General features: G+C 75.1%; 4 protein-coding genes. 3 read left to right on the forward strand and 1 reads right to left on the reverse strand.

Going from position 1 to position 4,232, the window contains the following annotated elements; translation table 11 throughout:
• From feoB to DZF91_RS03940, 3 genes are all read left to right on the forward strand, one after another.
• Positions 1 to 1,602, forward strand: a 1,602-nt coding sequence (gene feoB / locus DZF91_RS03930; protein WP_117356132.1) for a ferrous iron transport protein B, incomplete at its 5' end; no start/stop codon positions are given.
• A complete protein-coding gene (locus DZF91_RS03935; RefSeq protein WP_117356133.1) occupies positions 1,599 to 1,817 on the forward strand; it encodes a FeoC-like transcriptional regulator in 219 nt (72 codons plus the stop codon). The genes feoB and DZF91_RS03935, both read left to right, overlap by 4 nt.
• A gap of 66 nt (positions 1,818 to 1,883) precedes the next feature.
• Positions 1,884 to 3,188: a beta propeller repeat protein gene (locus tag DZF91_RS03940; protein ID WP_117356134.1), complete on the forward strand. Its 1,305-nt coding sequence runs from the start codon at positions 1,884 to 1,886 to the stop codon at positions 3,186 to 3,188.
• Here the strand turns inward: DZF91_RS03940 and cydC are convergent.
• The coding region (gene cydC / locus DZF91_RS03945) for a thiol reductant ABC exporter subunit CydC (protein ID WP_117356135.1) at positions 3,185 to 4,232 on the reverse strand (1,048 nt) is incomplete at its 5' end. The genes DZF91_RS03940 and cydC overlap by 4 nt on opposite strands.

A 4,232-nucleotide genomic window follows, 5' to 3' on the forward strand; every position in this document is an offset into this window, starting at 1 on the left:
ATGGACGAGCTGGCCGCCGCCGTCGCGGGGCTGCTGGACGACCCGCGCCCGCCCGTCCCGCCGCGGCTCGGCGCGGCGGAGCCGGTGCTGGCGGAGCTGGAGGCGGTCGTCGCGGACGTCCCGCAGCTTGACGGCCTGCCCCGCCGCTGGCTGGCGACCGCGCTGCTCAGCGGCGACCTCCCGGAGGAGACGCCGGAGGCCGTCCAGGCCGAGGCGGCCCGGCTCGGCGACCGCCTCGCCGCCGCGACCGGCGACCCCGACGACGACCTGTGGGACGCCGACGCCGCCCTCGCCGACCAGCGCTACGCGTGGGCGCACGAGGTGCTGGAGGCGTCCGTCCGGCGGGACGCGTCCGCGGACGCCGACACCCGCACCGACAAGGTCGACCGCGTCCTCACCTCGCGCGTCTTCGGGCTGCCGATCCTGCTCGCCGTCATGTGGGCGGTGTTCAGCGCCACCACGACCTTCGCCAAGCCCCTCCAGGACGGCCTGGCCGCGCTGTTCGACGGGCCGGTCACCCGCGGCGCGGACGCCGCCCTCTCCTGGGCCCCGGCCTGGCTGAACGGCCTGGTCGTCCAGGGGCTGGTCGGCGGCGTGGGGCAGGTGCTGTCGTTCATCCCGCTGATGATCGTCATGTTCGTCCTGATGACCCTGCTGGAGGACTCCGGCTACCTGGCGCGGGCCGCGTTCCTCGCCGACCGGCTGATGCGGACGATGGGCCTGCCCAGCCGGGCGTTCCTGCCGCTGCTGGTCGGTTTCGGGTGCAACGTTCCGGCGCTGTCGGCGACCCGGATCCTGCCGAACGCGCGGCAGCGGCTGCTGCTCGGGCTGGTCATCCCCTACCTGTCGTGCAGCGCGCGGCTGGTCGTGTACGTGCTGATGGCGTCGGTCTTCTTCGGCTCCATGGCCGGGACGGTCGTGTTCGGCATGTACGTCCTGTCGATCGTCATGGTGGTCGCGGTCGGGCTGCTGCTGCGCCGCACGCTGTTCCGGGACGTCACGCACGAGCCGCTGGTCCTGGAGCTGCCGCCGTACCGGGTGCCGACCGTCCGGGTGACGGCGGCGCAGACCTGGGTGCGGCTGCGCGGCTTCCTGCGCACGGCGTCCGGGATCATCGTCGGGACGGTCACCGCGGTGTGGCTGCTGTCGTCGATCTCGCTGCAGGGCGAGCCGTTCGGCAAGGGCCCGATCGACGACAGCGCGATGGCCGGGATCTCCCGCGCGGTCGCGCCCGCGTTCGAGCCGCTGGGCTTCGGCGACTGGCACCCGGCCGCCGCGATGGTCACCGGGTTCGTCGCGAAGGAGGCCGTGGTCGCGACCATGGCGCAGACCTACGCCGTGGCCGAGCCGGGCGACGACCACCGGCCCGGGGCGCTCGGCGACCGGATCAAGGCGACGTTCGAGCGGACCTCGGGCGGCCACCCCACCCCGGCGGCCCTCGCGTTCCTGGTCTTCCTGCTCGCCTACACCCCCTGCATGACGACCGTCGCGACGCAGTGGCAGGCGATCGGCCGCCGCCTGACCCTCTACGGGATGGGCATGCAGCTCGCCATCGCCTGGGTCCTCGCGCTCGCGGTGTTCCAGATCGGGAGGCTCCTGTGACGACCCCCATGCGCGGTGTGCTCAACGCCGTCTCCGGCGGCGCCGCCACCCCCGCCGAGATCGCCCGCACCACCGGCCTGGACCGCTCCGAGGTCGAGGCCATCCTCGGCCACCTGAGCCGCCGCGGCCGGATCCAGCTGGAGACCCTGGGATGCGGCCCGTCCGCCTGCACCGGCTGCGGCCTCAAAAGCGCCCCCTGCCCCGGCAAGTCGTGAAGTGACTGGATTGACCGGTAGCGGCCTTCGGGAGCCGGGGTGATCGCGCGTCGGTAACCTGCCCGGATGATCACGAAGCGGAACGGAGCCGTCGGCGCGGCGGCGGGGGCCACGGCTCTCGCCGGAGCGGTCGCGGCGGCGCTGGCGCTCGGCGGAGCCGGGGAGAAGAGCGCCGGGGTGGTCGCGGCAAGCGACGTCGGAACGCGGAACGCCGGGACGCCGAATGTCGGAGCGGCGGACGTCGCCCGGGGGACCCTCCTCCCCGTCGGGCCCGCCTGGTACCCGCGGGCCGTCCGGCTGGCGTACTCGGCCGACCGGGCGCACCGGGGACGGATCCTCGTCTCGACGAACACCAACGCCGGAGGGACGATCTCGGAGAGCACCGACGGCGGCAGGACCTTCCACCGGCTGAGCGCGATCCGTCCTCCGATGGCGAGCGGCCGGTTCTCCTGCTGCTCCACCCTGTTCGAGTATCCGCAGAAGCTCGGCCGGTACCGGGCCGGCACGCTGGTCTGGGCCACGTCGGTGAACTCCCTGGGCGGTGGCGAGACCAGGCCGAACCCGCACTCCGCGATCCTCGGCTGGCGCAGCACCGACTACGGGCGGACGTGGAGGCCGCTGCCGAGGCCGATCGTGTCGGGGACGGGCGGGCACGGCGTCTGGGAGCCGGAGTTCTCGGCGGCGGGCGGGGGCCTGGTGGTCCACTTCTCCGACAAGACGCAGAAGAAGTACGGGCAGGCGCTGGCCCGGGTCCGGTCGCTCGACGGCGGGGACTCGTGGAGCGGGAAGTCCCAGACCGTCGCGCTCGGCGGCACGAAGGACTCGCCCGGCATGCCGGTCGTGCGGCACTACCCGGGCAGGGGCTACGCGATGGTGTTCGAGTACTGCGACACCACGCCCACGGCGGCGGGGCACGGCTGCCGCGTCTACTTCCGGACCTCCAAGGACGGCTGGAACTGGGGCGACGCGCGCAAGCCGGGGACGCTCGTCCGCACGGTGGACGGGCGGGAGCTCGCCCACGCGCCGACGCTGGCCTGGACGAAGGGCGGCGGCTCCAGGGGACGGCTGCTGCTCGTCGCGCGCCTGGTCGAGTGGTCCCCCGCGAAGGTGGACGCCAAGGCCAGCGGCACGACGCTGCTGGTGAACGACGCGGGCGGCGCGGGCCGCTGGCGGACGATCGCCTCCCCGGTCAGGCTCACGAACTTCCGGGACGCCAGGCTGACCCCCGAGCAGCGCAGGCTGGTCCTGCCGTGCCAGAACTACAGCTCGTCGCTGCTGCCGTCCGGGGACGGACGCACCCTGCTCGAGGTCGCGACGGACGTCGTCGGAGGAACCTGCAAGGCGTTCTACGCGCGGGGGCCGGTTCGTTAGGTCAGGGTGACGATCTGGTCGACGGACTGGAGGACGGGGTCGTCGGCGGGGCGGGCGTCGCGGTGGGTGATGAGGATGACCGTGCGGTCGGCGGCGGCCTCCAGGAGGTCGGTCAGGACGGTGACGGCGGTGCGGTCGTCCAGGTGGGCGTCCGGTTCGTCCAGGACGAGGACGGGGACGTCGGCCAGCAGGGCGCGGGCCAGGGCGATGCGCTGGCGCTGGCCGCCGGAGACCGCCGAGCCGTGCTCGCCGACGCGGGTGGCCAGGCCCTCGGGGAGGGTGTCGAGCCAGGGGCCGAGGCCGGCGCGGCGCAGGGCGTCCGCGACGTCCTCGTCGGACGCGCCGGGGCGGGCCAGCCGGACGTTCTCGGCGACGGTCGTGTCGAAGACGTGCGAGTCCTGGCCGCCGAGCCCGATGACGCGCCGGACCTCGTCGGACGGCAGGTCGCGCAGTTCCACGCCGTTCAGGGTGACCGAGCCCCCGTAGTCGAGGAAGCGGGCGAGGACGGCGGCGAGGGTGGACTTGCCGACGCCGCTCTCCCCCATGACCGCGATGTGCCGGCCGGGCGGCAGGTCGAGCCGGAGGCCGGGTGCGTGCAGGGAGTCGGACGCGGCGCCGGGCCAGCGCGCGGTCACGCCGTCGATGCGCAGGTGGGGCGGGCCGGCGGGCATCGGGGCGGGGGCCGCGGGCTCGGTGACCGGGTCCGGGAGGGACAGGACGGCGGCGACGCGGCGGGCGTCCTCGCGGGCGCGCAGGAGGCGCTGGGCCGCCTGGGAGAGCTCGGCGACGGCCTCGAAGGCCGCCAGCGGGGTCAGGACGATCACCGCGAGCAGGATCGGGGCCAGGTCCCCGGCGCGGACGGCCGGGACGCCGAGGGCGAGCGCGCCCAGCACGGACGCGCCGGTCGCGAGGACGGTGAGGGCCGAGCCGAGGCCGGCCGTCCAGGCGGACCGGGACGCGGCGCGGGTGACGGCGCGGTCGGCGCGGTCCAGCGCGGCGAGGCGGTCCGGCAGGGCGCCGAACGCGACGAGCTCGGGCAGGCCG

This window comes from Actinomadura logoneensis (assembly GCF_003428695.1).
GTDB lineage: Bacteria > Actinomycetota > Actinomycetes > Streptosporangiales > Streptosporangiaceae > Spirillospora > Spirillospora logoneensis.

What these genes read in the sequence shown, in the direction of transcription:
- DZF91_RS03940 (WP_117356134.1), top strand. Translation starts at nt 1,884, where the DNA reads ATGATCACGAAGCGGAACGGAGCCGTCGGCGCGGCGGCGGGGGCCACG.